The sequence below is a fragment of the Caballeronia sp. LZ003 genome, assembly GCF_031451465.1.
Lineage (GTDB): Bacteria > Pseudomonadota > Gammaproteobacteria > Burkholderiales > Burkholderiaceae > Caballeronia.
Genome location: NZ_JARUXJ010000001.1, coordinates 1,074,044 through 1,100,771 on the forward strand (window position 1 = coordinate 1,074,044; position 26,728 = coordinate 1,100,771).

A 26,728-nucleotide genomic window follows, 5' to 3' on the forward strand; every position below is an offset into this window, starting at 1 on the left:
CAACCTTGCTGACGATCTCAGTCAAGCCGCGAACAGGAATTTAAGTCACGCAGATCTTGGCGGCGAGCATCGGGGCAGTGCGCCGCTCGTGAATGTGAAACTCGCGAACGCCTCACTTTGCGATGTCGACTTCACTGCAGCAAAGCTCACATGTGCAGACCTGCGTGGCGCTGATTTGCGAGGCGCGATTCTCGTGCGAGCGGCGCTTGAAGGTGCGAATCTGAGCGGAGCATGTCTGCGCAGCGCGGACCTGTCCGAAGCTGACTTGCGCGGAGCTGACCTAAGCGGCGCGGACCTAGATGGCGCGCGTCTGCAGAACGCTAAGCTTCGGGGGGCGGACCTGGCAGGGGCGAATCTGCGCGGGGCCGGGATGACGGACATAGAGCGGTAGGAGAAATGCGCTCTTTAGCAATTGTGAAGGGCGATGAAGCTAAATAGGAACGAGTGATCACGTACAGCCGAAAATCCACACCGTTTGCATCTGAAGCGCGCCCACAAGCGCTTGCGTCAGAAACGCTGTGTTGCCAAAATCGGCCTTGCCTTGCAGTAGTGCGTTCGCCCGCGTCGGGACTGCGGCGCACGGTGAGGTATCTTGAAGCATGGTGATGGTCTTTAAGCCGCCCCCGGGCGGCTTTTTTTAACCATTGCAACGGAACGGCTTGCGCGATCGCTCACCAGTATGGATTTGGGAGAGGCGATGAACGATGAATTTGTTGCGAGCGCGGCGAGGTGCGCGCCCGTGGTAGGCGGAAACATGTGGCTGTGGTTAGGCAAGCACGATATCAACTGGTGGGTGGCGGTGGCGACGCTTGCCTACATCGGCGCGAGTTTCGTGTTCGCCTGGAGAAAAGACCGGCGTGACCAACGCGCGCGTGAACGCGAGTCGGCTCACGTCTGATTCGATTGAACAGCAATCAAGCCCCGTCTGTCGTCGGCAGTCGGGGCTTCGTCGTTTATGGAGGCTGTTGATGGCAAATTTAGCAAACGGCGTGCTTGCTGGCGTGGTCGGCACGGCCGCCGCCGCGATGTTGTACTGCATCGTCCCCCGATTTGAAGGTGTTGTGCATCGCGGTTATTTCGATCCCGTCGGTATTGCCACGAAGTGCAGCGGCGACACCCACGACGTCTTCGTAGGACGCCCGTACAGTGATGCCGAATGTTGGGTGTCGTTGAACGAGCAGCTTCTGGCGCACGCCGACGACGTGCTCAAGTGCACGCCAGTCTTGAGGGACCACCCGAACCAACTCGCCGCAGCCGTGAGCTTCGCTTACAACATTGGCGGCGAGGCCTATTGCAGCAGCGCGACCGCAAAGCGATTCAACACGCACGACTGGAGCGGTGCATGTCGAGCGATGAACGAGTCAGACGATGGACGCGCGCAGTGGGTGACCTCGCGCGGTAGGGTGCTCCCGGGGCTTGTAAAGCGGCGGGCCGAGGAGCGTGCGCTTTGTGAGCGAGGCCTATGAGGTATGCCCCGCACCTCGTCGCTTGTGCAATCGGCATGGCGCTCGGCGGCGCCTCGATGCACGTTTTCGACGGCAGCAAACTCGCCGAGGAGCAGACGGCTCATGCGCGGGACAACGGGGCGAACGCGCAAAAGCTCGCGTCCCTCTTGGAAGGCGCAGCGAAGGCCGGAATCGCCGCGATCGTGGCTCACAACGCGGCCGCCGCGCGTATCGCTGCGCTCGACGATCAATACCACCGTGAGAGGACATCCCATGACGCTGAAAATGCAAAAAATCGCGCCGCTGTTGCTGATGGTACTCGCCGGCTGCGCATCGCAATCGCCAACGCAGGAAATGAGCATACCTCGGATCCAAGCGCCGCCGCCGGCGGCATGGGCGATGGAACCCGTCGCTACGCCGAGTTATCACCAGCGGTTGGAAAAGATCTTTTCGGAATAGTCGACGATGCAGATAGCGATGCTCGCGCGAAGGCCGAATACCTTCAAGCGTATATCTGCGCGCTTCAAACGCGTGGAGTTGTATCAGGCCGTTGTTCCGATGAAAACGGCGAAGCTTCTAATATGGTGGAGCGAGACGGGGCGCAGTTAGGGCAGCGTTCACATTGATTTGCGGCTGAAATATGGTTGGGCCTCGCGAGTCGATTGAGCATAGGCGCTGCGCTCCCGCGTGCAGGACTCGCCTTGGTGCCGACATGTGCACGCTGATTTGCGTGCTTACTCGCACTGAAGCCTGAATGCATCTGCTCAATGCTAGCGATGCCGTCGAAATAGATCTCCGCTATCATTCGAGCAACGGCTTTCTTGCAACGTACTCGCTCATCTTCGTCGAGAAGATCCCATATCTGCACCATCGCATCGCTCAAATCGTGACTAGCCTCAAGCAACGCGATATAGAGCATTTTCGCGGCTTCGGTGTTTTTAATCATTCCTTTACCCAGAGTTGTGGCTTTTGGTTGCGTTTGCATTGTAGGCGTGGAAAAGACTTGTGAGTTCGCCAAAGTTTTTTGCACTAAAATGCACGCCGTAAATGGACTAACGGATGTTAAAGATCGAAGCTTTCGAAAGACCAACCAAGGAGCGGAGTAAGCGCATCTCCTTTGACATTAATCAACGAATGTCCGCGAGCGATAGTGCGTGGGATTTTCGTCTACGATGGGTGTCCTGTACGATAAGTCTTAGAGGGGGACGGCTTAGCGTCACATCGAAGCGCGCCAGCGGCACAACAAGGACAGCACCTCCATGTGGATTTCCCCCGCCGAGGATTTGAGGGCTCGCTATTCGAAGTGCATATCAATAAACTGAGTGGCCATCCCGACGTCCGGGCGATGACCGATGCCGTCCTCTAGGGCCTGCGCCGCCCCAGTCAGCGCAAGGATCGCACCTATTCGTCCAGCATGAAGCATTACGCCGAACTTGTATAAAGAGTGACTTTGGACCACCGCAACAGCGCCGACCGATAGTGCCGTGGCGCTCGAAGTTCCTGAAAACTTTGACGTGTAGTTACGGTCATTTCCCGGTAAGGCTTGCAGGTCTCCGTAGCCGGTGGTCGTTACACTCCAGTCGCCCCACGAATTGATCAGTGACGTGTGATGGCCATAGTTGGAGGAATACTCTCGCCTGCCCGTGCTGTGATCACAGGCCCCGGCAAGCAGGCCGCCGCAATCACCGTAGTCGTTGATGACGCCGGGTCGGCTCAGATCGAGCCCTCCGTTGCCTGCAGCAAGAATAACCGTGGCACCGAGCTGGTAAAGCGCGTAAATTTTGTCCCACCACGACTTGTTGTCGATCACCGGAATAAGCTTGCTATTCCACATAAACTGGATGTTCAAGCCGATCACGTCACCCTCCCGCGCATCGCTGACGAGGCGGTCAATGTCGGATATATCGTAGAAGTAGAAGCGGCAATCAAACGCGACACCGGTCACACCAAAACCGTTGGCGGTGGCTGCCACGCATCCAGTGGACGCGGTGCCATGATTGCAGTTGTCAGTCTCGGGACGGCTTGTGACGACCGTAATGTTGCGCAAATCCTCGTGGTTGCGGTACACACCGAAGTCGAGGTGACGGACTGTTGCGGCATAGCCGGTGGCCCCCGCTTTCCAGGCACTCCGGACATTCATTCCCATGCCGCCCTCCAGATAAGTCTGCTGGGAGGCGAAATCTGGCGTGGCGCTATTCGGAGCGAGCGGGGGACTTTCCGCTCTCGTCGCGGCACCATCTCTGGGCGGGGACTCTGGCGGTGCCATGCCGGCCGTGTTAGGTGTCACCGAGCAATAGATTACGTAATCTCGCGTCTCCAGCTCGAGAGCAAGCGGGATCAACTGGTCCTTGGGAATGGAGCCGGCGATTCGATAAAATTCTGCGAAATGCTCACGTCCACGCTTTTTCAGCGTGCCGGGCGAATAAACCGGCGAAAATGTTAGCGCACCCTTCGACCCGAGGAAAAGTGGCATCGCCGCGGCCGCCTCTCGCCTCAACTTGTTAAGGCCGCCGGGCTCGAACTTGACTTCGATGTAGTACTCCTCGATGTTATCGTAGAGTCGGTGGCCGCCCTTGAGGCTTTTTCTTCCAGGTTGGCGCGTGTCGATTGCGGACGGTATCAGGTTGCTTCCGGTGATGTCGATTTCTGCTGTTTCGAGTGCCGACACTGTGCCGTCAGGCAGGGTGCGAATTACCTTTGCCCTGTACTTTCCGATAGGCATATTCTCGAAATAAAGATCCTGGTCCGGAGGCATCGACTGGCGCGTTTCGACAACCACATTATCGCGAAAAACCTGCAAGTTATTGAGTTTGGTGCAGGTGGGACCGATATATCGAACCGATATGACACCGTCGAAATCGAAATTTCTAAATAGAATTAATTCGTTTCTCATGCTTCTTTTCCTCTTTGAGTAGAAAGGGCGGGTCGATTACTGATTGCGGAGAAGCCGAGACGACCAGCTATCTGGGTTATCGGAAAATGCCGCTCAACGGCGTTAGCATCATTTCGACGCACGGATTGAAGTCGAACACGCGTTTGTCGCAGCCCAATGAATGCTAGACATACGGATGCAGCCTATCTATCGGGCTATCTTTCCAGATTCCATAGCGATTTCGTCGGAGCCATTTAAATGAACGAGCGGTGCTTGCAACCGTGCGAATTTCGTACCGGTCTGATAGTGTAAGTGGATTGGCATGATCTAAAATGATATTCACTAGATGTGTGTTTGAACATGCTCAACTTCGGAAGCCCCTCGTTTGTTGAAAATTTTGGGTCGACCGCTGTTTAAGTAGAAAGTCCCCGTTCATCAACAACAAGAGGGTCTCGGCGGGGGTACGGCGTAAGAGACCGCATTGCTGTGGTTTTCTGGAGTTGCGCTAAAAATGAGGCGGCGCCTGACCGCGTTGATCCAGCAACATGCCACGAGTCAACACTTAATCGAAGATCGGATGCCTCAGTCGTTACAAGCGGGACGCACTGAGCATCGCTAATACGGCAGAGAGAAGCTTGTCACGCTTCTCGCAGTCGTGTTTTCGAAGCTCGCGTATCAAATGCTGTTCGTTCGGGTGAAGTTGAGATTCAAATTCTTCACCTGTCAACAAATAGCTGAGGTTAATTCCCGATATGCCAAGATTATAGAGATAGAGTAAATTCGGCTCGCGCGAGCCGTTTTCATAGTTGGATTGGGTCTTCTCTGTCACCCCGCCTCGCGCTGCAAATTTCCGCTGAGACTCACCTAGTTCGATGCGGACGCGACGCAGTCGAATCCTAAATGCTTCTATTTTGCTTCGCATCCATACCCCCAAGCATTCTCACTTAAAGTCAAGGGCAGAAGCGATTTCCAATGCGCCCACGCTGCGCTTTCTCCTTAGCGAAGGAAATATTTGGAGAGGTGTTGAAGGCGCCATCTACGGCATCTGACCGCCGAACCACGGCGAGCGTGAAACCGTTATGGAATTCTTCATAAATCGGCGCATTCTCAAACTTAGATCGCTATCTGCCCTGTCGGTGTTGCTTCGTAGGTTAACTGCTTTAAGCAGTTCCATCGGTATCGGTCGATCCAGTTTGTGTGCGCTTAACCGCCGAATGTTCCGAGATAGAGGTAACGCTCGCTACATTTCGCGCACCTCTCGCGATCTTGTCGTCAGCGAAACTACGCTAACGACTTTGGCGGGTGCCATCCTCTCGTGTGGACAGTCTGTGGGCGCGCCGTTATTCGCATGATCACAGCAGGCGCCGTGCTTGCTGAAGGTCGTCGTACGTGTCGACGCCAAGTGGGTTAGTCTCGATTACTGCTAAACCAATGTGCATCCCCGCCTCGATGGCGCGCAGTTGCTCGAGTCGCTCACGCTGCTCCAGCTGCCCCATGGGAAGACTGCAAAATCTTTTGAGAGTGTCCCGCCGATAGCCGTATAGGCCAACATGATGCAGTCCCGGACCCTCTCCCCAAGGAATCGGGCTACGGCTGAAGTAAATGCAACGACCGATGATCGGAAAAGCGTATTGATTGTCGGCGCATGCTCCTAAAAGCGTTCCTTCGCGAAATACTGCGCTTACTTTGACGATTGATTCAGATGTCGACTCCTTAGCATCCTTAATAACGGTGGCCAGGGTTGTTATCTCGACTTTCGGATCTTCGAATGGCACCATCAAAGAACGCAGCGCGCACGGCTCTACGGTGGGCATATCTCCTTGCAGATTTACCACTTTTCGATAGTATCCTGTTGGATCGAACTCCTTAAGCGCGGCGTAGGCTCGATCAGATCCACTTGGCAAAGCTGGGTCTGTAAGGATTGCAGTGCCCCCGGCGGAACGAATGGCTTGCGCAATTAGCTCGTCCGCGCACGCGACAATCACAGGGCCCAAATTAGCTTCGATCGCCCGGCGCCATACGTGGACGATCATCGGAGAGCCATTGATGTCTGAAAGAGCTTTGTTTGGTAAACGGGTAGATGCTAAACGCGAGGGAATGACGGTAATTGTTGTCATGATACGGACCAAAAGATATTTTCCGACAGTTATATATCAACGATTGCTAGCTACTGCGGCTACGCGCGACGGTGATGGCGCTAAACGTCGTCCATCGCAATAATCTTCTTATTAGCTGGGTCTTGATCAGCAATTTGAAAAACTCGATTGATCTCGGCAAACGGATAAGTTTTCGTTAAGTAACCGTGATGGGGCGTCCACCTGTCGCGCAAAAGATTCGCGGCAGCACGCATGGATTCCCCGTTGCCGTTCAAGTGGCAAAAACGAAGCATGGGCTGCTTCCAAGGTAGGCGGTCGGGCAGTCGCGGCGCGTCAGCGTGATAACGGCTGAGCACGATTATCTGCGAATCTTTGTCGAGTAGGGAGCATGCGCTATTGAATCCACTAGATGCGCCGCTCGCTTCGAATATCATGTCCCATGATTCATGCCTGCTTTGAGCTAATGTATTGATCCGCGCTGGATAGAGACTTCGTAAGTTATCAACTTTCTCAGCCACATGATCGTGTAATGTAAGGTCGGCATCAGTTTGCTCCATTAGCGCGAATGTAAGCATCGTACCAATGTTTCCTGCACCGAGCACAAGCACTCGTCGGTCTGTAAATGGATTCGCTGTAAGTGACAAGGCATTTAACGCTACGGATAGCGGTTCTACAAGCGCGCCCATATACTCTGAGTGCAGGAAGGGTAGCTTCGTCAGTTGGCTATAGTGAATGTCAATCAGCTGTGCATAGCCACGATTTGTGTAAGGCGTGCTTCCAGAATGCTCGCACAAATGCCCTTGGCTTCGAGCGCAGAAGCGGCAATGGCCACATCTGTAGTTTGGGTCGATGCTGACGGTGTCACCGATCAAAACCGTATTAACGTTGGACCCCTTCGCGCATACCGTTCCATAGTGCTCGTGGCCAAGGGATATCGGATACCCTTCGCAACGATGCCCGAGGTAGAAGGACATGTCAGTGCCGCATACGCCGCAGTGCGATATCTTAACGCGGACGAAATCAGCTTGGGGCTCGTCGGGTAAAGTAATCGTCTCCAAAACAAATTCTCGCGGCCGGACCAGATGTGCGATTTGATTTTTGTTCATCTCAACGTTGCCTCGCTGCTGTAATCACCGTTGGCAAAACTTTCTGAGCCTTTTGTAAGGCTCTTTCAATATCCTCCATCGAGTGCGCAGCCGAGACATACCACAAGCCTTCGGGCGTTATGCGCACGCCCTCCTGTTGTAGCGCCGCGTGCCACCGTCTCAACGTTGCTTCAGATAAATTGTGCGTGGCGCTTATGTGGTCCTTTGGCTGATCGACATGCGTGCGGAATGTTGTTGTGACCGCTCCGGGGCTACTTCGGACTTGCATGGCGCCGCCATACATCGTAGCCATTGAGCTTAGGCCAGTCGCCAGTACATTGCTAAGCTCGTGGACGATTGATAAGTAGCGAGCGGATACATCGCTAAGAGTTCGAAGGTGTGCAAGGGCCGCTGAGATAGCAATTGGTGAAGCATTGGATGTTCCACTGTGGATACATTTGCCTAACGCAAATGAACTCATCAACGTTTCCGCGGCAGATACGCAGGCCAAGCTAGCACCGCCCGACATCGCTTTGCCGAACACAGAGATATCAGGTCGCACTCCGAAATAAGACTGAGCACCCCCAATATGAGTCCGAAAGCCGGTCTGCACTTCGTCGAATATCAACAGGATCCCGTGTCTTCGGCAAAGTTCTCTCATGCCTTGTAAGAATCCGGGTAACGGAAGGATGTTGCTACAGTAACCATTGAACATGATTGGCTCCGTAATGACTGCCGCTATGCGTGCGCCCCTTTCGTTAATTGTCGCCTCTAAGCTTCTCAAATCATTCCATTGAAGACAAGAAATGTTCTCGCGGTCACATAAAGGCTGTCCCTCTGACAATGCCAGGGGTTTCGAAGCGATTCCTTCGGTATCCATACCTTTAAATCCCCAACTGATATTGTCATACCAGCCGTGGTAATGACCGGCAAAGCGTATAACTTCGGTCCTTCCGGTCGCTGCACGGGCGAGTCGAAGAGCCGCATGGACGGCCTCTGATCCAGAATTGCAGAAGCGACTTTGTACTGCGCCCGGAACCAATTCGCTAATAAGCTCAGCAAGTTCGATCTCAGCGAGTGTCTGGCCAGCAAACAGTTGCCCTTTTCGCGCCTGTCGTTCGATCGCTGCGACTACTGGTTCACACGAATGTCCAAGAATGAGGGGGCCACGGCCAAGCACGAAATCAATGTATTGATTACCGTCGACATCCCAAATGTAAGCGCCTTTTCCGTACGAATAGAATAGTGGAAACGGATGCCAATTCGCGCGATTGTTGCTTGAAACCCCGCCCGGTATAGATTTGCATGCACGTCGAAACAGTTGATGAGAGACCTCTAAAGTAAGTGACATATTGTTCTTCCTTCCCAGTTCGTTGACGGCAGATCAGGTTCAATACAACAAAGAGCGAAAGTTGAGAACACGATGCAGCGTTATTAAGTTCGTGTATTGCCCATCTTTGGCTTCGGTGTCGCCAGACCTAGCTGCGATCAAGAGATCGTCGTTGTCAAAGATAAAGGAGGGATAATTTCTCGCCTCGCGTTCAGTGTTTCCCTGAGAGATCATCCCTGCAAACATCCAATCGACGCAGTTGCGAGAAAAGTACAAACCGAGCTTGTTTCTTTGGTTGCTTGGTAAGTTGTGGCGTCCCTCTGGTAATGCTGAAATTTTGCACATCGAATCATCGACTACGCTACATGCCAACCAATACATTGCAGATTGAGCGTCATAAGAAATGTAAAATTTTAGACTTCCTCCTGGCATCGGTAGATGAACGAGTTTACGGCCGGAAGGTGTTGACACCGGCTCGATGCAGATGCTTCCGTCATGCTTTTCTACGGCTCGAACAACCGCGGCATATCCGTGTCCATTGGTATTCGCACGAAGGAAAAGGTGAAGAGTGGATTGAGTTGAGTCGTGCCAGATGTGCCTTGCGTCGCTAATTCGCACGACATTCCCTTCTAGCCAGCCTGGCGGAGAGGCAACCCGTCCGCATTCGAGCATCGCAGGTTCTCGGGTGCCGCAGGGATAGAACGGAACACCGAAGAAATCCCCGCAATCACTTGGGCAAAGATCGGCATAGGATGGACCGTTAGAAAACGTCCACGATTCTGGGTTGAGCAGGTTGGAGCTAGCATTCCCTCTCAAGACGACAGGAGTGAGTCCGGCCACATTCCAGCCTTTGATGTCGAGTCGGGATCGTTTATCCATGCAGATGTAAACTTTGGAGCCTTCTAACACGTATCCTGTCGCTGAGCCGTGCCAAAGCTCGTCGCTTGTAAGGGCATGTGGAACCGACCATGTTTCATCATCGTCATCCGATCGAATAATAAAAAGGTCACCGGCATTACCGAGTATGTATATTTGTGTGCCAATAGCGAACGGCCGCGCGTGCCAAAACGGGAAGGTCTGCTGCGTTTTCCAAGATTCCCCTCTATCGTCGGACACCATCACTATTCCAATCGCTTCCTTACTAGTCTTTTTCGAGACATGCGGAACGTTTGAAATACCGGGGCCGCCGACATCGAAAGTCACGATCAGTCTTCCGGTCGATGTTTTAATGAGAGCAGGTGTATAGCACCATATCTGTTGAGGGTTAGGCGATGAAAATATCGTCGACTCCGTTGCGATAGTCTTTTGGTTAGCCACTTAATAATCCAAGGTGATTGTTCAACGCAGTGCTCACGTTTCGCGGCGCGTATTCAAAAAATGCTTCTCAGTCGCGCCGATGGTCATCGCTTTGAAAGTGAATGCACATCGCGGTGGCGTTCAATTGAGAACTGAAGACGCAAGGAACCATACACCTAGCGTCGTCGTGGTTAAGAGACTAGCAGGCGTTACCTAATGTTATTAAGAGAACTCGTAACGCGCGAGGGGGAAATGATTAATGTGCCGCACGCTTGTCACCAAAGGAAGCTCAGCCTGCCGCGGGCAGTCGTCGAATAGGTGTTTATCTATTTTGCGGGTCTAGATTTTTGGTAGGTAATGCCCATACCGCACATTTGAGCGCAACCAGCAGGGCGTCAGTCCAATGGAGCGAAGACGACAATCGTCCACATTGCCTTGTATCAGCTCTATGACGCCGCGACGAACCCTCGAACACAAATCGAGATGAGATGAACTTTGGTCTATTCGACGTGAGCGGAAGTCAGGAGGCACGCTGCGCTACGATCAAGTTTTTTGTGGCGGCGACCCCGTTTTGCAATCCTGACTGAATGAATTGCCACACGGCGTGTCGGTAAGACTGACGCCACTAATTACGCCAGTCCTTCTGCTTGTTGTCAGCGGGTTGTGGCGTGACCGAGATTACTGTCGCCTTTGTGACTTCGCCTCGCAGCATAAGGGCATTGATGCTCAAAAAGACAGGCTGTCGTCCCCATTCAGCCTCTTGCAGCTGCTGAACCTGCGTTCGATCCAAGCTGCTGTCCTGGAATGTGGCGAGAAATTCCATCTCATCTTGAAGCCGTCGCACCCTAAGCTTTACGAGCTCGGGATTTCTCAAGTCGGTAGCAAGGATATGGTACGTACCATTCAGTTGTGCTTCGTCGGCAGCAACACGTTTCGGCATAGCCACGACTTTGACGGTATCGTGGTCAAGCGACACCCCATTTACCGAAAGCGTTTTTGCGTCGCCGACACCGCGTAAGATGTCGTTTCTGACTTCATCGAAATCGTGTTTCACAGCAACAAGTTCTTTGTTCTGCTTCAGTGCCTTCGCTAAAATTTCCAGGCGCTGCGTTTCCTGCTGGCTTAATGCAACAGCCTGCTGCGCAGCGACAGACACCTTTTTGTCTTCGCTCCGATGCTTGAGGAAGGCCTTGAACGCGACCGTTGCTCCTGCTACCGCAGCGACCGAGATGACAGCAATCACGAGATGTTCTGGAGTCATTTTTGCGACGAGGTCATGTGAAAGTACTTCCCCAAACTTTCCCAAATCGATGGTGATTAAGGAGCTTCCCTTTTCTACCTTCGCTTTGAGACGAATCTCGTCCTTTTCCGCTAGGCTTAACGAACGAGCCGATAGCCCTCCACGCGCCAAGCGCGCGTAAGCTCTATTGACGGCCGCTTGCATTTCCACAATTGCCGCAGCTATGTCAGGGGTGATTGTACTGTCATAGCCTGCACCATCTAGTCGAATTTCGACCTTGGGCCATCCATCGAACGAAAGGTCAAGTGGACTATTGCCTAGTTCTTCCTCGACAGCCTGTCGTAGCAGGCTGAACGCTTCTTCGTCATTTCTAATAGTGATTTTCTTGTAACCGTCCATGCAGAGGCGTCTCCGGCGCAGTGCAAGGTCTTTTCCTGAACGGCAGAAAAATGCACACAGTTTTAACTGAATTCAGGTACCGTGTTTGCCGAAGTCCTTGCTACATATCTGGTGCCGGGGACCGGACTCGAACCGGCAAGCCGTTAGGCGGCGGATTTTAAGTCCGCTATGTTTACCAATTTCATCACCCCGGCAGAGGGCGGACGCGAATTCTACCACTGCCATGCAGCGCGCCAAAACAACGCGACGACAGCAAGTGAATGGCCCGCGCTCCGAGCGCATATCGACGAGAAAACATGACCCTCATCGGCCTCATCTCCGACACGCACAATCTCGTTCGCCCCGAAGCGCTCGAGGCCCTGCGCGGCTCTGCACACATCATCCACGCCGGCGACATCTGCAAGCGCGAAGTGCTCGATACGCTGGCGCAACTGGCTGCGCTGACCGTCGTGCGCGGCAATAACGATATCGGCGACGATGTCGCGATGCTGCCCGAGCACGCGCGCATCGACTTGGCGGGCGCGACAATCCATGTCGTGCACGATATTGCCGATGTGCCGAAAGCACTCGATGGCGTTCATGTCGTCGTGACCGGGCATTCGCACAAGCCGCTCGTCGAGAAGCGCAATGGCGTGCTGTTCGTGAATCCAGGTAGCGCGGGGCCGCGCAGGTTCAAGTTGCCGATCACGGTCGGTCTGCTCGAAATCGGCGAGACGGGTGACTCTGAGGACACGGACATAAAGGCGCGCATCGTTACGCTCATCGAATAAAAAAAGCCGGCGCTCTTGCACGCGCCGGCTTTTGTTCTAACGACTCAACCTCGATGCTCAAGCCCGAACGGTATTCTCGGGAAACGAGCCATCCATCTCTGCTGCCTCGCGATGACCGCGCAGAATCGCATGCGCTTCCGAATGCGATGCCACCGCAGGCGGCGAGCCCTTCAGCGGCTTTTTGGCCGTCTCGCGCAGCGCGAGCACCGAAACGATGCCGATGATCGACGCGCCCATCAGATAGTACGCGGGCATCATCAGATTGCCGGTCTTGTCGACGAGCCACGCCGTCACGAGCGGCGTCGTGCCGCCGAACAGCGACACCGACACGTTGAAGCCGATGGCGAGCGCGCCATAACGAATCTTCGTCGGGAACAGCGCCGGCAGCGACGACGGCATCACGCCCGTGAAACACGACAGAAGCGCACCGAGAATCATCATGCCCGCGAAGATCGAAGGCACGGTGCCGAGGCGGATCAGCGAGAGCGCCGGGATCGACAGCAGCAATAAGCCGACGCAACCCGCGAGCATCACCGGTTTGCGGCCGATCGTATCCGACAGACGGCCCGCGAACAGCGTGAGCGGCATCATCAGCACCATCACGACGAGCACGATGAAAAGGCCATGCGTCTCGTTGAACTTGAGCGTCGCCGAGAGATAGCTCGGCAGATACGACAGCGCCATGTAGTCGGTCACGTTGAAAATGAGCACGAGGCCCACGCACTGCAAGAGCGGCTTCCATTGCTGCACGAGCGTTTCGCGAAACTGCTGCTTGGTCGTTTCGTGCGACACGGCTTCGGCCTTTTCCGCCTCGCGCTGGAACGCGGGCGTCTCTTCGAGCTTCATCCGAATATACAAGCCGATCAGCCCGAGCGGACCCGCGATCATGAATGGAATGCGCCAGCCCCAGCTGAGGAGCGCCTGTTCGGACAACGCGGCAGTCAACACCGCGACCACGCCTGCGCCGAGCACATAGCCCACGAGCGTGCCGAGTTCCAGGAAGCTCGACATGAAGCCGCGCTTTTTGTCCGGCGAGAATTCGGCGATGAACGTCGCCGCGCCGCCGTATTCCCCGCCCGTCGAAAAGCCTTGCAACAAACGCGCGGCGAGCAGCAGCACCGGCGCCATCACGCCGATGCTCGCGTAGCTCGGAATGAGACCGATACAGAAGGTGCCGACGGCCATCATGATCATGGTCATCGCGAGCACGCGCTTGCGGCCGATGCGGTCGCCGAGCGGACCGAACACCATGCCGCCGATCGGGCGCACGAGAAACGCGGCCGCGAACGTGCCGAAGGTGGCCAGCAACTGCGCGGCCGGACTGCTCGACGGAAAGAAAACCTTGCCGAGCGTCACGGCGATGTAGCTGTACACGCCGAAGTCGAACCATTCCATCGCGTTACCGATAGCCATGGCGCCGACCGCGCGTTTGAGAAGCGATTGATCGACGATGGTGATGTCGTCGAGCGTCATATCGGACGCCTGGTTCGATGCGCCTCGTTTGCGCCAGAGGCCGTCATGTGAAGCATTCATAGTGCGAGAGACTCCGTGTTCAACCCCGCGCGCGCGATGCCAGCGCCGGGTGCGCCGCTCCGAGGGCGGCGACTACTGCCGATATCGGCCGGAATAGTGCAGTTTCGCGACGGCGCCGCATGCGTACTTTCAGCCAATGGCCGAAATCGATGGCTCCGCGCAGCCCTGAATGAAGTCAGTGCTGAAAAGTGCTTAGCAAATGCGGTGCCGGTGTCTCGCGGAAGAAGTCGCGAAATTGCACTCGGGTAAGAGCAAAACGAATTTGACGTGCGGACGGCGAACTCAGTGAGTGCCGCGGGTGGGCCGCGACGTCGGCGAAAACCAAGGCTTGAAACGAAAAAGGCCGGCGCGACGTTTTGATGTCGCTCGAAAACCGACAAGCCTCTTTGTATGAAACTGTCACTGCCGCGTTCGGATTCAGGCTTTAAGCTCGAACTGATCGCGCGAATGATGGTGAATTGCTGTTGATAACGAGTAAGATGATAACACGATGACAGACGAAGCGCAAACCAGCCTGTCCGGGCGCTCTCTTGAAAACGCGCAATCCCTTGCTGGGCTTAGGATTACGCTTAATCGAATTTGTCCTTAAGCGCTTGCTGAAAAGGACGAGCGCGCAACAAAAAACCGGCCACTCGGACCGGTTTCTTTGAAAGCCAGTTAGGCTTAAGTTCAGCTTTGCGGCGGCACATATCCCGTCGCGGTGTCGGCGCCTTCGCCGAAGAAGTACTTCTCCGTTTGCTTGAGCAAGTACTGGCGCGCGCGCGGGTCGGCCATATTGAGCCGGTTTTCGTTGATCAGCATGGTTTGCTGCTTGAGCCAGCCCTGCCACGCTTCCTTCGACACCGTTTCATAGATGCGCTTGCCGAGTTCGCCCGGCAGCGGCGGAAAGTCGAGTCCTTCGGCTTCCTTGCCGAGCTTCGCACATTGGATCATTCGGGCCATCGTCTGTTTCTCCTATTGAGTAGCGGAGCGCGTGCGTTCGTGCGCACGGCGCGTGCAATGTCGGTTCAAAGCTGTTTCATCAGGACGAGCGATTTGCGCTGCCAGTTGTAGAGTCGCCGGCGGTCTTCCGGCAGGTCGTCCACCGTGACCTTCACGAAACCGCGCTTGAGGAACCAGTGTTCGGTGCGCGTCGTCAGCACGAAAATGCGCGTGAGACCGCGAGCGCGCGCGCGTTGTTCGATGCGCTTGAGCAGGCGCTCGCCATCGCCGGAACCTTGCGCTTCGGGCGCGACGGTCAGACACGCCATCTCGCCGATGCGCTCCTGTGTGTACGGATAAAGCGCCGCGCAGCCGAAGAGCACGCCATCGTGCTCGATGACCGAGAAGTGGTCGATGTCGCGTTCGATCTGATGCCGTCCGCGCCGCACGAGCGTGCCGTCGGATTCGAGCGGCTCGATCAGCGTGAGAATGCCGCCGACGTCGTCCGGCGTCGCTTCGCGCAGACTTTCGAGATTCTCGTAGGAGATCATCGTGCCGACGCCGTCGTGCAGGAAGAGTTCGAGCAGCACGCTGCCGTCGAGCTTGTACGGAATGATGTGCGCGCGCGCCACGCCGCCGCGGCAGGCGCGAATGGCGTGCTTGAGATAAAACGCGGTATCGCCCTGAAGCTCGCCGCTTTCGTGAAGCCGGTAAGCGTCGTCGAGCGACATTTCCCGCACGAGTTCGTTTTCCTGATCTTCGAGGCCGGGAATCTCGGTCACGAAGATGATCTTGTCGGCGCGCAAGGCGATGGCCGCGGCGGACGCGACGTCTTCCATCGACAGATTGAACGCTTCGCCAGTTGGCGAAAAACCGAGCGACGACAAGAGCACGAGCTTGTTGCTCGCAAGCGACTGGCGGATGGAATCGCCGTCGATCTTGCGCACGACGCCCGTGTGCTGGAAGTCGACGCCATCCAGAATGCCGACCGGCCGCGCCGTCACGAAGTTGCCCGACACCACGCTGATGTGCGCGTGAGCCATCGGCGTGTTCGGCAAGCCCTGGCTGATGGCGGCTTCGATATCGAGGCGCACTTCGCCGGCGGCTTCCTTCGCGGATTCGAGCGCGCGCGCGTCGGTAATGCGCAGCCCGTGCGAGAACGACGATTCGACGCCGTGCAGACTCAGTTGCTCGTCGAGTTGCGGACGCGAGCCGTGCACCAATACGACGTGGATGCCCATGGCGTGCAACAGTCCGACGTCCTGGACGAGTGCGTTCAGGCGGCCTTCCTGCACCAGTTCCCCGCCAAACGCGACCACGAAGGTTTTGTTTCGGAACGCGTGAATATAGGGCGCAACGGAACGCATCCAGTCGACGAACTGGGCGTGGGGATTCGGCGCTTCGGCTTCGACTGCGGCCGGCTGCGACGGGATGGCGAGGTCGGTAGGGGAATTCATGCCGGGATTATAATGCGATGCTATGCCGAATGTTTCCAGACGCCCCACCCAAGGCGGCAAGCCGCCATCCGCCGACAAGTCGCTCGATACCCAAGAGCAGTTGAAGAAACTGCGCGAAAGCTTGCTGCGCGACGCGCAGACAGGCGAGGACGAGGCTGCCGGTCTCAGCAAGAAGGAACTGGCCGCGCGGCGATTTGCGGGCGGCGGCGCGGTTGAGGGCGCGGTTGGGACTTCGGGTTCGCACGGGCGGAATGCGAAGTCGCCGACGCCGGTGGCTTCGCAGCCTCGGCGCGGCGCGCAGCAAGCGGCCGGAGGGGCTGCCGCCAAGTCGCAAAAGCCGAAGCCGCAGTCTCCGGTCACGCAGGAGTCGCGAGGAGTCGCACCGCAAAGTCGCGTGGAGCGCAAAGCGCCGCAGGAACCGTCGTCGCGAAAGCTGGATGCATCGGCTGATCGGAACACGTCGCTCGCGCGCCCGGCAAGCGCACGCGATATCGCCAAACCTTCCTCTTCGCGCGATGCAAGTAGTTCGCACGATGCTCGCGGCGAACAGCGCAGCACGCAGGCGCGCCAAACGACTTCTGCTTCAACCGCGCGGCCGGTCGAGGCACAAGGCACCCGACCTTCAAAAAACGATTCTCGCGCGGAGACTACGCGTGCCGAACACAGCGCGCGCGACGAACGGCACAAGGCCGAGGCGCGGCAAGTCGATCGAAGCGCACGACCGGACGACCGATCCCATCGAGAGCAGGCCGCAGCGCAAACGCACTCGAGTGCGCGCAACGCGCAAGCCGGGCAGGTTCGCCACGTAAGCGACGAGCGTTCACCACGTGAAGCGCGCGCGGCGCGAGCCAGCGAACCACGCGCCAAGCAACAAGGCGAAGTCTCCGCAGTTCAGCCCGCGAGGCAACACAACGTACGCCCACCGCGCCGCGAGGGGCGCGCCGTCACCCCCAACCCCATCCCGCCGATCACCTTTCCCGAGGCACTTCCCGTCTCCGCCCGTCGCGAGGAGATCGCGCGCGCGATCGAAGGGAATCAGGTCGTGATCGTGAGCGGCGAAACCGGCTCCGGCAAAACCACGCAGCTCCCCAAGATCTGCCTCGCGCTCGGACGCGGTCTCGGCGCGGGCGGCAGCGGTCTCATCGGTCATACGCAGCCGCGCCGGATCGCGGCATCGGCGACGGGGCGGCGTATCGCCGAGGAACTCGCAACGCCTTTCGGCGAAGTGGTGGGCTACAAGGTGCGCTTCACCGACAACCTCGCGCCGGGCGCATCGGTCAAGCTCATGACCGACGGCATTCTGCTCGCGGAAACGCAAACCGACCCGCTGCTGAGCGCGTACGACACGATCATCATCGACGAGGCGCACGAACGCAGCCTGAACATCGACTTCCTGCTCGGCTATCTCAAGGAAATCCTGCCGAAGCGCCCGGACCTCAAGCTGATTGTCACGTCCGCGACCATCGACGCGCAACGCTTCGCGCGCCACTTCGGCAGCGACGAAAAGCCCGCGCCCGTGATCGAGGTCAGCGGGCGGCTGTATCCGGTCGAGGTGCGCTACCGGCCGGTGGAGGAAGACAGCGCCGCCGTCAAATCGGCGCAAGGCACGCTGCAAAAGCGCAACGACCGCAAGGCGGACCGCGATTTGATGGAAGCCATCGTCGATGCCGTCGATGAACTCTGCCGCGTCGGTCCTGGCGACGTGCTCGTGTTCCTGCCCGGCGAGCGCGAAATTCGCGACGCCGCCGAGGCGCTGCGTAAGCACCATCCGCCGCATACGGAAATCCTGCCGCTGTTCGCGCGCCTCTCCGCTGCCGAACAGGAGCGCGTGTTCAAGGCGTCGAACGCGCGGCGTATCGTGCTCGCGACCAATGTCGCGGAAACGTCGCTGACGGTGCCGGGCATTCGCTATGTCGTCGATACCGGCATGGCGCGCGTGAAGCGCTATTCGTATCGCAACAAGGTCGAGCAGTTGCAGATCGAGTCGATCTCGCAGGCCGCCGCCAATCAGCGCGCGGGCCGGTGCGGGCGCGTTGCGGACGGCGTCTGCATTCGTCTCTACGACGAAGCCGACTTTCAGTCGCGCGTGCGCTTCACCGATCCCGAGATCCTGCGCTCGTCGCTCGCGGCGGTGATCCTGCGCATGAAGTCGCTGCATCTGACGGCGATCGAAACCTTTCCGTTCATCGAGCCGCCGCCGGGTCGCGCGATCGCCGACGGTTACCAGTTGCTGAACGAACTCGGCGCCGTCGACGACGACAATGCGCTCACGCCGCTCGGCCGCGAACTCGCGCGGCTGCCGCTCGATCCGCGCGTGGGCCGCATGATTCTCGCCGCCCGCGATCATCACGCGTTGACGGAAGTGCTGATCATCGCGTCGGCGTTGTCGGTGCAGGACCCGCGCGATCGTCCGATCGAAGCGCAGGAGCAGGCGGATCAGGCGCATCGGCAGTTCGTCGACGAGCGCTCCGAGTTCCTGCAATGGACGCGCATCTGGAAGTGGTTCGACGAAGCCATTGCGCACAAGAAGTCGAATCGACAGTTGACCGATGCGTGCCGCGCCAACTTTCTCTCGCATCTGAGATTGCGCGAATGGCGCGACGTGCATTCGCAACTTCTCACGGTCGTGCGCGAACATGGCTGGCGTCTGAACGAATCCGACGCGACGTTCGAGCAAGTGCATCTTTCGCTTCTCACGGGGCTGCTAGGCAACATCGGCATGAAGGCCGACGACGAGCCGCATTATCTCGGCGCACGCGGCATCAAGTTCCATTTGTGGCCGGGTTCCGCGCTGCTGAAGAAAGCGGGCCGCTGGGTGATGGCGGGCGAACTCGTCGAGACGAGCCGGCTGTACGCGCGGACCATCGCGAAGATCGAGCCGGAATGGCTGGAAACGGTCGGGCCGCATCTGTTGCGCAAGTCGCTTTCCGAGGCGCATTGGGAGAAGAAGGCCGCGCAAGTGGTCGCGTATGAACGCGCGACGCTCTACGGTCTCACGGTCTACGGGCGGCGGCGCGTGAGTTACGGCCAGCAGGACCCGAAGTACGCGCGCGAGTTGTTCATTCGCGGCGCGCTGGTGGAAGGCGAGTTCGACACGCGTCTGCCGTTCTTCGCGCACAACCGCAAGCTGGTCGCGGACATCGAGCAACTGGAACACAAGTCGCGCCGTCAGGACGTGCTCGTGGACGACGAACTCATCCACGGCTTCTACGATTCGCTCGTGCCCGAAGGCATCTGGACCGGCGCGGCGTTCGAACGCTGGTATCGCGACGAGCAGCGCAAGGAGGGCGGCAAACAACTGCTGTTCCTTTCGCGCGACGACCTGATGCGTCACGAGGCCGCCGGCGTCACCACCGACCTGTTCCCGAAGCGCATGACGATGTCGGGCATCGAAATGACGCTCGCGTATCACTTCGAGCCGGGCGCGCCGCGCGACGGCGTGACGCTCACGGTGCCGCTTTATGGCCTGAATCAGATCGATGCGCGCCGCGTCGAATGGCTCGTGCCCGGCATGCTCAAGGAAAAGACGCAACTGCTCCTGAAGTCGCTGCCGCAAAAGCTGCGCCGGCATGTCGTGCCCTTGCCGGATTACGCGGCGGGCTTTGTCGAGCGCAACGCGGGGCCGAGGTTCGGCGCGGGCGCCTTGGTCGATGCGCTCATCGCCGATATTCGGGAGCAGACGCAAGTCGCCGTGAAGAGCGCGGATTTCAAGCTCGAAACGCTGCCTGCGCATCTCTTCATGAACTTCAAGGTGATCGACGAGCACGGCCGCCAGCTCGCCATGGGCCGCAATCTCGCGCAATTGCGAGCGGAACTCGGCGGTCAGGCGCAGCAGCATTTCCAGAAGCTGACGGCAAGCGCGGCTTTCGATGCACTTTCCGCCGATTCGCCAAACGCGCCGCAGACGCAGGCCGCGAGCGCGTCCACCGGCACCGCGCTCTATGAAAACCTCACGACGTGGAATTTCGGCAAGCTGCCCGAGCTGCTGGAAATTCGACGTCGCGGGCAGACGCTGTTCGGCTATCCGGCGCTCGTCGATCGCGGCGCGCATTGCGACGTCGAAGTGTTCGATTCGCCGGAGGAGGCGGCGCGGATTCATCGCGCGGGCTTGCGGCGGCTCTTCTGGCTGCAATTGCGCGAGCCGATCCGCTATCTGGAAAAGAATCTGCCGGGGCTGCGCGAAATGTCGATGCAGTTCATGGCGCTCGGCACCGCCGACGAGTTGCGCGATCAGATCGTCGATACGGCGCTGGATCGCGCATGTTTGCAAGACCCGCTACCCGACGACGACGTGAGCTTCCACGCTCGCCGCGATGCCGCGAAAGGCCGGCTCACGCTGCTCGCGCAGGAGATCGCGCGGCTGGTCGGCGCGATCCTCGGCGAATACGCGGCGCTTCTAAGGAAGCTCGCGCAGGCGAAGCCGTTCGCCCAGGCTTACGCCGATATCCAGTCGCAGTTGAACGCGCTCATCGGCAAGCGCTTCGTGATCGACACGCCTTACGCGCAACTCGCGCATTTTCCGCGTTATTTGAAGGGCATCGGGCTGCGAATCGACAAGCTGAAGGCCGATCCGGCTCGCGATGCGCGTATTTCCACGGATCTGCATCCGCTCGTGCAGCAATATCAGCGCGCGCTCGCACAACGCGGCGGCGTGGCGGACGCGCGGCTCTCGGAATACCGCTGGCTGCTGGAAGAACTTCGCGTGTCCCTGTTCGCGCAGGAACTGCGCACACCCATGCCCATTTCCGTGAAGCGCCTGCATAAAGTCTGGGAAGCGATGCAGCGCTAAAAGACGAAGTAGCGCAATGCCGATTTTTCGCCAAAAAAACGGCATTTCTTGCGCCGTTAAACGAAATTGCGCAAAAACAGGCGTTTCGTCAACGCGACGACAAGCGCAAACGTTCTACAATGACGCCTGCCTTCGGACGTCTACTTTTTCATGCGCTCATCTTTTCTGTCTGGCCGCTTTCGGGCGGTTGCCTCACGCGCCGCGCTCGCTATCGGCGCGGCCTCCATCGCCACCGCGGCATTTGCCAATAACGTCATCGTCCTGAACTCGGCTGAAGCCACGCTGAGTCTTATCGACGAAAACACGCGCCAGGTCGTCGGCACCGTGCCCACGGGCAAGGAACCGCATCACTTGATGCCCACGCCGGACGCGTCATCGCTGATCGTTGCGAACTCGGTATCGAACAATCTCATGTTCGTCGATCCGAAAACCGGCGCCGTGCAGCGCTGGGTGCAGGATATCGAAGACCCGTATCAAATCGGCTTTTCGCCGGATCGCAAGTGGTTCGTGTCGACGGGTCTGCGGCTCGACCGCCTCGATATCTATCATTTCGACGGCAAGAATCTGACCGTGGCCAAGCGCTTGCCGCTCGCCACCATGCCGAGCCATATCGCGTTTTCGAACGACAGCACGACCGCGTTCATCTCGCTGCAGGTGTCGAACGAAATCGCCGCGATCGACCTGGCGACGCAGACGGTCAAGTGGAAGATGAAAGTCGGCCCGACGCCCGCGGGCGTATGGTTCACGCCGGGCGACAAGTATTTGCTCGTTGGCATGACGGGCGCGGATTACGTCGCCGTGGTGGACTGGCGCAATCAGAAGATCGTCAAGACCATCACGACCGGCAAGGGCGCGCATAACTTCCGCTCGCTCGTGGACGGCAAGCATGTGGCCGTGTCGAACCGGGTGGCGAACACCATCAGCATCATCGACGAAGACACGCTCACGAACGTCGGCGACATCACGGGCCTCTTGCCGGGGCCGGATGACATGGAACTTTCCGCCGACAAGAAGTATCTCTGGGTAACGTTTCGTTTCGCGAAGCATGTCGGCGTGATCGACCTTGCGGATCGTAAGCTGATCCAAACCATCAAGGTTGGCCGTTCGCCGCACGGAATCTACTTCTTCAATCGCGCGCCGGTGACCTCGCCTAACGGCGCCTGAGGCTGCCCGCGAAAGCAGAGGGAAAAGGGCGCTTACGGGCGCCCTGTAATACGATTGAGTCAGGCCGTATTGAGTCACACGGAGCATCATGTTTCATTCCATTCTTTCGTCGCTCGACAGCTTCGTCTCCGCCCTGCAGACCATGCTCTACGTGGACGTGGTCCAGCCGTTCCTGTTCAAGGTCGGCCTCATGGACTATGACGAAGACACCTACGACGCTCTTTACTGGGTGATCGTCGGCGTGCTGGAAGTGCTCGCGATGTACGCCGTGCTTCGCCCGCTCGAAGCGCTGCGACCGGCCGAGGAATGGCAGGATCGCAAGGGCGTGCGTATCGACGTGCTTTATACGTGGATCGTCAAGCTCGGCATTCTGAACCTCTTTTTCTTCTTCACGTTCCAGCCGGTTTTCGATTCGCTGCAAAGCTGGCTGCGCCTGCATGACATCCCGAATCTGGAAATCGACAATCTCTGGCCGGGCGTGACCACGCAACCCATGGTCACGTTCGTGATCTATCTGGTGCTGCTGGATTTCGCCGGTTACTGGTATCACCGGCTGGAGCATCGCATCGGCATCTGGTGGGAACTGCACGCGGTGCATCACAGCCAGCAGCAAATGTCGCTTTGGTCGGACGACCGTAACCATCTGCTCGACGACATCCTGCAGGCGGGGTTCTTCGCCACTGTCGCGCTCGTGATCGGCGTGGAGCCGTCGCAGTTCGTCGTACTGGTCGCCATTACGAACCTCATGCAAAGCGTGCAGCACGCCAATATTCGCCTGCATTACGGCTGGCTGGGCGACCGGCTCTTCGTGAGCCCGTCGTTTCATCGTCGTCATCATGCAATCGGCTTCGGCCACGAAGGCACGGCGTACGGCTGCAACTTCGGCGTGCTGTTCGCGTTCTGGGACATTCTCTTTCGCTCGGCTTCGTTCGACCGCACCGTGGAACCGACCGGTATTCGCGATCAACTCGGCGCGCCGGGCGTCGCGCCCGTGCGTTACGGCGACGGCTTCGTCGAACAGCACTGGCTCGCGTTCAAGCGGATCGGCGCGCGTTTGTCTTCGCGTCGCGCGAATTCGGCTTCCGACAAGAGCTCGGCGGCTGTCTGAGTCTCCATCACCAGCGCCCGTTCGGTGCGCTGGTTTATGCTGTCGTTTCCACTCTCTTCGTCGAATCACGCATGAATGACTTGCTGCGTTCGTTCGTGCGCGCCATTGCGCATGCCTTTCACCCACGCATGCTCTGGCTGACTTTCATGCCATTTGCGGTCGCCACGCTGAGCTGGGGCGCGGTGCTCTGGTTCTTCTGGCAGACGCTGACAGGCGCGGCAACCGGTTGGCTCGACGGCTGGGCGCTCACCGCCGCGATGTACCGCCTGTTCGATGCCGTCGGCTTCTCCTCGCTGCATGCGGTGATCGCGCCGTTTTTCGTCGTCATCATGGCGATTCCGCTGATCTTCGTGACCGTGCTGCTGCTGATCGCCACGCTCTCCATGCCAGGCGTCATCAAGCTGCTCACGCGCCGGCCGGGCGGTCATTACGCGCTGCTCGAAGAGCGTCACGGCGGCTCGTGGTACGGCAGTCTCGGGCACTCGGTCATTACCACGCTCGTTTGCCTGATCGCGCTCGTCGTCACGTTGCCGCTGTGGCTCATTCCACCGTTTTTCGCGCTGATTCCACCGCTCTTGTGGGGCTGGCTCACCTATCGCGTGATGACTTACGATGCGCTCGCCGTGCACGCGAGCGCCGAGGAACGCCGTGTGATCGTGCGTGATGCGCGCTGGCCGCTGCTTGTCATTGGCATCGTGAGCGGCCTGCTCGGTTCGGTGCCGACCATGTTGTGGGCCTGGTCGGTATGGCTCTTGCCACTCTTTCCCGTGGTCGCGGCGGCGACCATCTGGGCATACGCATTCATTCTGGTGTTTTCGGCGCTCTGGTTCGCGCATTACTGCCTGCACGCGCTCGAACGACTACGGGCGAATGCGGCGCCTCAAGTGTCGGCCATCACCGTTCCATTCTGAGAAGGAGCATTCATGGGCATTGGCGTCATCATCATCGGCGACGAGATTCTTTCAGGCCGGCGCACGGACAAGCATCTGCCGAAAATCATCGAATTGCTGAGCGCGCGCGGGCTCTCGCTCGATTGGGCCGAATACGTCGGCGACGATCCCGCGCGCATCACCGCGACGCTCGCGCGCACCTTTGCTTCGAGCGATATCGTGTTTTCGACCGGCGGCATCGGCGCGACACCCGACGATCACACGCGTCAATGCGCGGCCAAGGCGCTCGGCCGGCCGCTCGAACTGCAACCGGAAGCGGCGGAACTGATCCGCGAGCGCATCCGCGAGACGGCCGGCGACAAACCGTATGACCTCGATTCGCCGGAGAATCTGCATCGGCTGAACATGGGGACGTTTCCGCAGGGCGCGGCGATCATTCCGAACAGCTACAACAAGATTCCGGGCTTTTCCGTCGGCGATCATCATTTCGTGCCGGGCTTTCCCGTCATGGCGTGGCCAATGATCGAATGGGTGCTCGATACCAAGTACGCGCATCTGCATCACGCGACGCCTTATATCGAGCGCTCGTTGCTCGTGTTCGGGCTGCCGGAGTCGCGCATCACGCCGCTCATGGTGACCATCGAACGCGATTTCGACGGCGTGCGCGCCTTCAGCCTGCCGAGCGTGGGCGATGCCGCGCGCGGCGCGCTATGTGCGCGTTCGCATATCGACCTCGGCGTGAAGGGCGAGCCGGATCAGGCCAACGCCGCGTTCGAAGTGTTGCGCGAGGGCGTGCTCGCCCTGGGCGGCGAAGTGGTCGAAGCGCCGCCGGAGGACGCGGCGTGATTCTGCTCGAAGTCATCGCAACGACTGTTTCCGACGCGCGCGCCGCCGAGCGTGGCGGCGCCAATCGGCTTGAACTGATCACGGCGATGGGCGAAGGCGGTTTAACGCCGAGCGTCGGCCTGATCGAGTCGGTGGTGGAGGCGGTGCGCATTCCGGTGAACGTCATCGTGCGGCCGCACAGCCGTTCTTTCGTCTACGATGCTGACGATTTCGCGGTCATCGAACGCGACGTCCGCGCAATCGCGAAGACGGGCGCCAACGCGATCGTCGTCGGCATGTTGAACGCACATGGCGATGTCGACACCGAAGCGCTAGAGCGCGTGATCGATGCCGCCGACGGTTTGCCGCTCACCTTCCATCGCGCGATCGACGAAGCCCGCGATTTTTCCGCTGCGTTCGAGACGCTTTTGCGCTTCGACGCCGTCACGAACGTGCTGACATCGGGCGGCAAGCCTTCCGTGCTGGAAGCCGGACCGGTTATCAAGGCGCTCGTCGCGCAAGCGGCGGGAACGCATTGCACGGTGCTCGCGGGCGCTGGTTTCACCGTGGATGCGGTCGCACCGTTCGCCGCCGCGACAGGCGTGAAGGCCGTGCATTTCGGCTCTGGCGTGCGCGTGGATGGAAAAGGCTCGGAGCCGGTCGACGAATTACGCGTGGCGCGCGTGCGGGCGTTGCTCGACGCAGGCGAGTGAACGAACGGCGACGCTTATGCGCCCATCCAAGGCAAGCCGCGAAAGCACCATCCCGACACCGTCTTCCGATGCCCTTGCCCGTTTTTGTCTCCCTCGAAACCTTCGAGCAGGTCATACGCTTTCATGAACCCTTCTTTCTGCGCGGCGACCGCGGCGAGCTTGGAGCGCGCGGCGCTGCGGCACAGAAAGAGCACCGGCGTATCCGGAGTGGCGACCTGCCGCAATTGTTCGATAAACTCGCCGTTCGGCACCGAGCCGGGATAGCGAATCCATTCGATATGCGCGTATTGCGCGCCATCGACAGCGGGACGTCCGACCCAGTCGAGTTCGGCGCGTGTGCGGACATCGACGAGACGCGTACGCGGGTCGAGTTGCAGCAGTTCGAAGGCTTCGGCGGGAAGGAAGGCGCCCGCGTAGGTCAGCTTGTTTTCCGTGGCCCGGCTCGCGGCCTGGCCATAAAGTTGTTCGAGCGTGCTCATGGCGCGTAGTCTCCGGTAAAGCGCAAAAATTCATTTTAGCGTGCCAGACTCTGAGCGGTGCCGAGGGCTGGAATCGCGGCAACCTTACTGCGTCAAATTGGTGCAAGATAAGACGAATGCACGAAAATCGGGCGCGCCTCGGTAGATCCGAATTGTCGCGCACCGAATTAGTGCGAACGGTCGGCTTACGACTAAGCGGCCGGCTCGATAAAGCATCATCGTTTCACAAAAAACGCGCGCCGCTTCAATTGCTTAGCGCAAGATTGGTGCGCTTGGCATGGAAGCTGCTTTTCAAACCACGATTGTTTCAGCGGTA

General features: G+C 58.4%; 23 protein-coding genes and 1 tRNA gene. 12 read left to right on the top strand and 12 right to left on the bottom strand.

The window, feature by feature from the left end; translation table 11 throughout:
- Positions 1–94: 94 nt before the first annotated feature.
- The 5 genes from QCE79_RS04960 (at position 95) to QCE79_RS04980 (ending at position 2,454) form a co-directional block, all read left to right on the top strand.
- Positions 95–391 carry a pentapeptide repeat-containing protein gene (locus tag QCE79_RS04960; protein WP_309845193.1) on the top strand — a complete coding sequence of 99 codons (297 nt, stop codon included), beginning with the start codon at positions 95–97 and terminating at the stop codon, positions 389–391.
- A gap of 306 nt (positions 392–697) precedes the next feature.
- Entirely contained in the window at positions 698–898 is a 201-nt protein-coding gene (locus tag QCE79_RS04965; RefSeq protein WP_309842328.1) for a hypothetical protein, read from the top strand.
- A gap of 70 nt (positions 899–968) precedes the next feature.
- Positions 969–1,466, top strand: a complete 498-nt coding sequence (locus QCE79_RS04970; protein WP_309842330.1) for a lysozyme — start codon at positions 969–971, stop codon at positions 1,464–1,466.
- A 35-nt stretch (positions 1,467–1,501) separates the two neighbouring features.
- Entirely contained in the window at positions 1,502–2,071 is a 570-nt protein-coding gene (locus QCE79_RS04975) for a lysis system i-spanin subunit Rz (RefSeq protein WP_309842333.1), read from the top strand.
- Between the two features lie 128 nt (positions 2,072–2,199).
- Entirely contained in the window at positions 2,200–2,454 is a 255-nt protein-coding gene (locus QCE79_RS04980; RefSeq protein WP_309842336.1) for a hypothetical protein, read from the top strand.
- Between the two features lie 285 nt (positions 2,455–2,739).
- Here the strand turns inward: QCE79_RS04980 and QCE79_RS04985 are convergent, their stop codons facing one another.
- The 8 genes from QCE79_RS04985 to QCE79_RS05020 form a co-directional block, all read right to left on the bottom strand.
- Entirely contained in the window at positions 2,740–4,338 is a 1,599-nt protein-coding gene (locus QCE79_RS04985; RefSeq protein WP_309842338.1) for a S8 family serine peptidase, read from the bottom strand.
- A 568-nt stretch (positions 4,339–4,906) separates the two neighbouring features.
- Complete coding sequence (locus tag QCE79_RS04990; RefSeq protein WP_309842341.1) at positions 4,907–5,239, bottom strand: helix-turn-helix transcriptional regulator; 333 nt, start codon at positions 5,237–5,239, stop codon at positions 4,907–4,909.
- A 430-nt stretch (positions 5,240–5,669) separates the two neighbouring features.
- Positions 5,670–6,434, bottom strand: coding sequence for a 3-deoxy-manno-octulosonate cytidylyltransferase (locus QCE79_RS04995; RefSeq protein WP_309842343.1), 765 nt, complete (start codon positions 6,432–6,434; stop codon positions 5,670–5,672).
- 80 nt (positions 6,435–6,514) lie between these two features.
- Entirely contained in the window at positions 6,515–7,519 is a 1,005-nt protein-coding gene (locus QCE79_RS05000) for an alcohol dehydrogenase catalytic domain-containing protein (protein ID WP_309842348.1), read from the bottom strand.
- Position 7,520: 1 nt separating this feature from the next.
- Entirely contained in the window at positions 7,521–8,849 is a 1,329-nt protein-coding gene (locus QCE79_RS05005) for an aminotransferase class III-fold pyridoxal phosphate-dependent enzyme (RefSeq protein ID WP_309842350.1), read from the bottom strand.
- A 39-nt stretch (positions 8,850–8,888) separates the two neighbouring features.
- Complete coding sequence (locus tag QCE79_RS05010; RefSeq protein ID WP_309842352.1) at positions 8,889–10,031, bottom strand: hypothetical protein; 1,143 nt, start codon at positions 10,029–10,031, stop codon at positions 8,889–8,891.
- Positions 10,032–10,749: 718 nt separating this feature from the next.
- Positions 10,750–11,763: a hypothetical protein gene (locus QCE79_RS05015; protein ID WP_309842353.1), complete on the bottom strand. Its 1,014-nt coding sequence runs from the start codon at positions 11,761–11,763 to the stop codon at positions 10,750–10,752.
- A 109-nt stretch (positions 11,764–11,872) separates the two neighbouring features.
- Positions 11,873–11,957 (bottom strand) — tRNA-Leu (locus QCE79_RS05020).
- Between the two features lie 102 nt (positions 11,958–12,059).
- On the opposite strand from QCE79_RS05020, the gene QCE79_RS05025 reads away from it, so the two are divergent.
- Complete coding sequence (locus QCE79_RS05025) at positions 12,060–12,533, top strand: metallophosphoesterase family protein (RefSeq protein ID WP_250508840.1); 474 nt, start codon at positions 12,060–12,062, stop codon at positions 12,531–12,533.
- A 57-nt stretch (positions 12,534–12,590) separates the two neighbouring features.
- Here QCE79_RS05025 and proP read toward each other — a convergent pair whose 3' ends face one another.
- The 3 genes from proP to argA all read right to left on the bottom strand — a co-directional run bounded on the left by proP (position 12,591) and on the right by argA (position 16,444).
- Positions 12,591–14,066: a glycine betaine/L-proline transporter ProP gene (gene proP, locus QCE79_RS05030; RefSeq protein ID WP_309842355.1), complete on the bottom strand. Its 1,476-nt coding sequence runs from the start codon at positions 14,064–14,066 to the stop codon at positions 12,591–12,593.
- Between the two features lie 669 nt (positions 14,067–14,735).
- Complete coding sequence (locus QCE79_RS05035; protein WP_244827576.1) at positions 14,736–15,008, bottom strand: oxidative damage protection protein; 273 nt, start codon at positions 15,006–15,008, stop codon at positions 14,736–14,738.
- A gap of 65 nt (positions 15,009–15,073) precedes the next feature.
- The gene (gene argA / locus QCE79_RS05040) at positions 15,074–16,444 is read right to left on the bottom strand and encodes an amino-acid N-acetyltransferase (protein WP_244827577.1); all 1,371 of its coding nucleotides are present in this window, start codon (positions 16,442–16,444) and stop codon (positions 15,074–15,076) included.
- Positions 16,445–16,466: 22 nt separating this feature from the next.
- On the opposite strand from argA, the gene hrpA reads away from it, so the two are divergent.
- From hrpA to QCE79_RS05070, 6 genes are all read left to right on the top strand, one after another.
- Entirely contained in the window at positions 16,467–21,233 is a 4,767-nt protein-coding gene (gene hrpA, locus QCE79_RS05045; protein ID WP_309842358.1) for an ATP-dependent RNA helicase HrpA, read from the top strand.
- A gap of 150 nt (positions 21,234–21,383) precedes the next feature.
- A complete protein-coding gene (locus QCE79_RS05050) occupies positions 21,384–22,397 on the top strand; it encodes a beta-propeller fold lactonase family protein (RefSeq protein WP_309842361.1) in 1,014 nt (337 codons plus the stop codon).
- An 88-nt stretch (positions 22,398–22,485) separates the two neighbouring features.
- Positions 22,486–23,505, top strand: a complete 1,020-nt coding sequence (locus QCE79_RS05055; protein ID WP_309842363.1) for a sterol desaturase family protein — start codon at positions 22,486–22,488, stop codon at positions 23,503–23,505.
- A gap of 71 nt (positions 23,506–23,576) precedes the next feature.
- Positions 23,577–24,416: an EI24 domain-containing protein gene (locus QCE79_RS05060; protein WP_250508843.1), complete on the top strand. Its 840-nt coding sequence runs from the start codon at positions 23,577–23,579 to the stop codon at positions 24,414–24,416.
- 12 nt (positions 24,417–24,428) lie between these two features.
- Positions 24,429–25,241, top strand: coding sequence for a molybdopterin-binding protein (locus QCE79_RS05065; protein ID WP_309842367.1), 813 nt, complete (start codon positions 24,429–24,431; stop codon positions 25,239–25,241).
- Entirely contained in the window at positions 25,238–25,933 is a 696-nt protein-coding gene (locus QCE79_RS05070; protein ID WP_309842370.1) for a copper homeostasis protein CutC, read from the top strand. The genes QCE79_RS05065 and QCE79_RS05070 overlap by 4 nt, the downstream gene beginning before the upstream one ends.
- Positions 25,934–25,947: 14 nt before the next feature.
- On the opposite strand, the gene QCE79_RS05075 is transcribed toward QCE79_RS05070, so the two are convergent.
- Positions 25,948–26,412 carry a rhodanese-like domain-containing protein gene (locus QCE79_RS05075; RefSeq protein ID WP_309842374.1) on the bottom strand — a complete coding sequence of 155 codons (465 nt, stop codon included), beginning with the start codon at positions 26,410–26,412 and terminating at the stop codon, positions 25,948–25,950.
- Positions 26,413–26,728: the final 316 nt, after the last annotated feature.

Excerpts from the sequence above, each read along its gene's own strand:
- QCE79_RS04965 (WP_309842328.1), top strand. The coding sequence starts at position 698 with ATGAACGATGAATTTGTTGCGAGCGCGGCGAGGTGCGCGCCCGTGGTA.
- QCE79_RS05050 (WP_309842361.1), top strand. The coding sequence starts at position 21,384 with ATGCGCTCATCTTTTCTGTCTGGCCGCTTTCGGGCGGTTGCCTCACGC.
- QCE79_RS05065 (WP_309842367.1), top strand. The coding sequence starts at position 24,429 with ATGGGCATTGGCGTCATCATCATCGGCGACGAGATTCTTTCAGGCCGG.
- hrpA (WP_309842358.1), top strand. The coding sequence starts at position 16,467 with ATGCCGAATGTTTCCAGACGCCCCACCCAAGGCGGCAAGCCGCCATCC.
- QCE79_RS04985 (WP_309842338.1), bottom strand. The coding sequence starts at position 4,338 with ATGAGAAACGAATTAATTCTATTTAGAAATTTCGATTTCGACGGTGTC.
- QCE79_RS05025 (WP_250508840.1), top strand. The coding sequence starts at position 12,060 with ATGACCCTCATCGGCCTCATCTCCGACACGCACAATCTCGTTCGCCCC.
- argA (WP_244827577.1), bottom strand. The coding sequence starts at position 16,444 with ATGAATTCCCCTACCGACCTCGCCATCCCGTCGCAGCCGGCCGCAGTC.
- QCE79_RS05055 (WP_309842363.1), top strand. The coding sequence starts at position 22,486 with ATGTTTCATTCCATTCTTTCGTCGCTCGACAGCTTCGTCTCCGCCCTG.
- QCE79_RS05075 (WP_309842374.1), bottom strand. The coding sequence starts at position 26,412 with ATGAGCACGCTCGAACAACTTTATGGCCAGGCCGCGAGCCGGGCCACG.
- QCE79_RS05035 (WP_244827576.1), bottom strand. The coding sequence starts at position 15,008 with ATGGCCCGAATGATCCAATGTGCGAAGCTCGGCAAGGAAGCCGAAGGA.
- QCE79_RS05005 (WP_309842350.1), bottom strand. The coding sequence starts at position 8,849 with ATGTCACTTACTTTAGAGGTCTCTCATCAACTGTTTCGACGTGCATGC.
- proP (WP_309842355.1), bottom strand. The coding sequence starts at position 14,066 with ATGAATGCTTCACATGACGGCCTCTGGCGCAAACGAGGCGCATCGAAC.
- QCE79_RS04980 (WP_309842336.1), top strand. The coding sequence starts at position 2,200 with ATGCATCTGCTCAATGCTAGCGATGCCGTCGAAATAGATCTCCGCTAT.
- QCE79_RS05015 (WP_309842353.1), bottom strand. The coding sequence starts at position 11,763 with ATGGACGGTTACAAGAAAATCACTATTAGAAATGACGAAGAAGCGTTC.
- QCE79_RS05000 (WP_309842348.1), bottom strand. The coding sequence starts at position 7,519 with ATGAACAAAAATCAAATCGCACATCTGGTCCGGCCGCGAGAATTTGTT.
- QCE79_RS04995 (WP_309842343.1), bottom strand. The coding sequence starts at position 6,434 with ATGACAACAATTACCGTCATTCCCTCGCGTTTAGCATCTACCCGTTTA.
- QCE79_RS04975 (WP_309842333.1), top strand. The coding sequence starts at position 1,502 with ATGGCGCTCGGCGGCGCCTCGATGCACGTTTTCGACGGCAGCAAACTC.
- QCE79_RS05060 (WP_250508843.1), top strand. The coding sequence starts at position 23,577 with ATGAATGACTTGCTGCGTTCGTTCGTGCGCGCCATTGCGCATGCCTTT.
- QCE79_RS04970 (WP_309842330.1), top strand. The coding sequence starts at position 969 with ATGGCAAATTTAGCAAACGGCGTGCTTGCTGGCGTGGTCGGCACGGCC.
- QCE79_RS04990 (WP_309842341.1), bottom strand. The coding sequence starts at position 5,239 with ATGCGAAGCAAAATAGAAGCATTTAGGATTCGACTGCGTCGCGTCCGC.